Source organism: Agromyces sp. NPDC055658 (assembly GCF_053618155.1).
In genome coordinates, this window is sequence record NZ_JBSHHD010000128.1 from 1 (window position 1) to 1,161 (window position 1,161).

Below are 1,161 nucleotides of genomic sequence, written 5' to 3' on the forward strand. Positions count from 1 at the left end.
GAGGTTCTTCTGGCCCCGGCCGAAGGCGCTGCCAGACCACCGTTTCGCCATCGAGATCCACCCCACGCGGCACGGCTACCGGGTTCGGGTCCCCGATCTCGATCTGGTCGTCACCGTTGTCAGCCGCGCCGATGCCGAGATGTCGGCCCGCGAGCACATCGCCGTACACATGGGTACCGCCATCAGCTGCATTGCGGTGTACGTCACCCCTGCTCACTGACCATGCGGACGCTGTCCTGACGAGTGCTCCCGATTCTGTCCCGCTGCCCCGGGCATGAGACTTCTATGAGTTCAGTGACAACCTCCTATGTGCTCCGGACTATGGAGTCATGGCCCTGCCATCGATTCCTCCCCACGCCCAGCAACCCCGCCAGGCCATCCTCGGACAGTTGCCGAAGATTCACCGCGCCGACGGATCAGCTATCCGGGTGTTGCTGGTCGATGACGAGCCGGCGCTGACCAACCTGGTGAAGATGGCCCTGCACTATGAGGGCTGGGAAGTCGATGTGGCGCACAACGGCCATGACGCGGTAGCAAAGTTCGACGAGATCGAACCGGACGTGGTGGTGTTGGACATCATGCTGCCCGATATCGACGGGCTGCAGATCCTGCAGCGGATGCGTGAGGCCGACGGGTACACGCCGACGCTGTTTTTGACGGCCAGGGATTCGGTGCTGGATCGGGTGTCGGGTCTGACGGCGGGGGCCGACGATTACATGACCAAGCCGTTCAGCCTTGAGGAGTTGGTGGCCCGGCTGCGTGGGTTGTTGCGCCGGTCCAGTCACACCACGCCGCCGGCCGATGAGACCTTGAAGGTCGGGGACATGGTGCTCGACGGCGCGAGCCGTGAGGTCACCCGGGCCGGGGAGCCGATCAATCTCACGGTGACCGAGTTCGAGCTGTTGCGGTACCTGATGCGCAATCCGCGCCGGGCGCTGAGCCGGGCTGAGATCCTGGATCGGGTGTGGAACTACGGATTCGGCGGGAAGTCCAGCATCGTGGACCTCTACATCTCCTACCTGCGTAAGAAGGTCGACACCGATCGCGAGCCGATGATCCACACCGTGCGCGGGGTGGGTTACATGCTGCGACCCGCGTCGTGATCGCGGGATCTCGCTGAGATCGTCCGCCCGTCAAAACCCTTTGCCACCAAGGTGTTTG

At 63.7% G+C, this 1,161-nt stretch carries 2 protein-coding genes; both read left to right on the forward strand.

What is annotated here, in order from left to right:
* The coding region (locus ACWGPE_RS19070; RefSeq protein WP_452049324.1) for a hypothetical protein at positions 1-220 on the forward strand (220 nt) is incomplete at its 5' end.
* Between the two features lie 109 nt (positions 221-329).
* Positions 330-1,103, forward strand: a complete 774-nt coding sequence (locus ACWGPE_RS19075; RefSeq protein ID WP_452049325.1) for a response regulator transcription factor — start codon at positions 330-332, stop codon at positions 1,101-1,103.
* The last annotated feature ends 58 nt before the right edge of the window (positions 1,104-1,161 follow it).

Excerpts from the sequence above, each read along its gene's own strand:
- ACWGPE_RS19075 (WP_452049325.1), top strand. The coding sequence starts at position 330 with ATGGCCCTGCCATCGATTCCTCCCCACGCCCAGCAACCCCGCCAGGCC.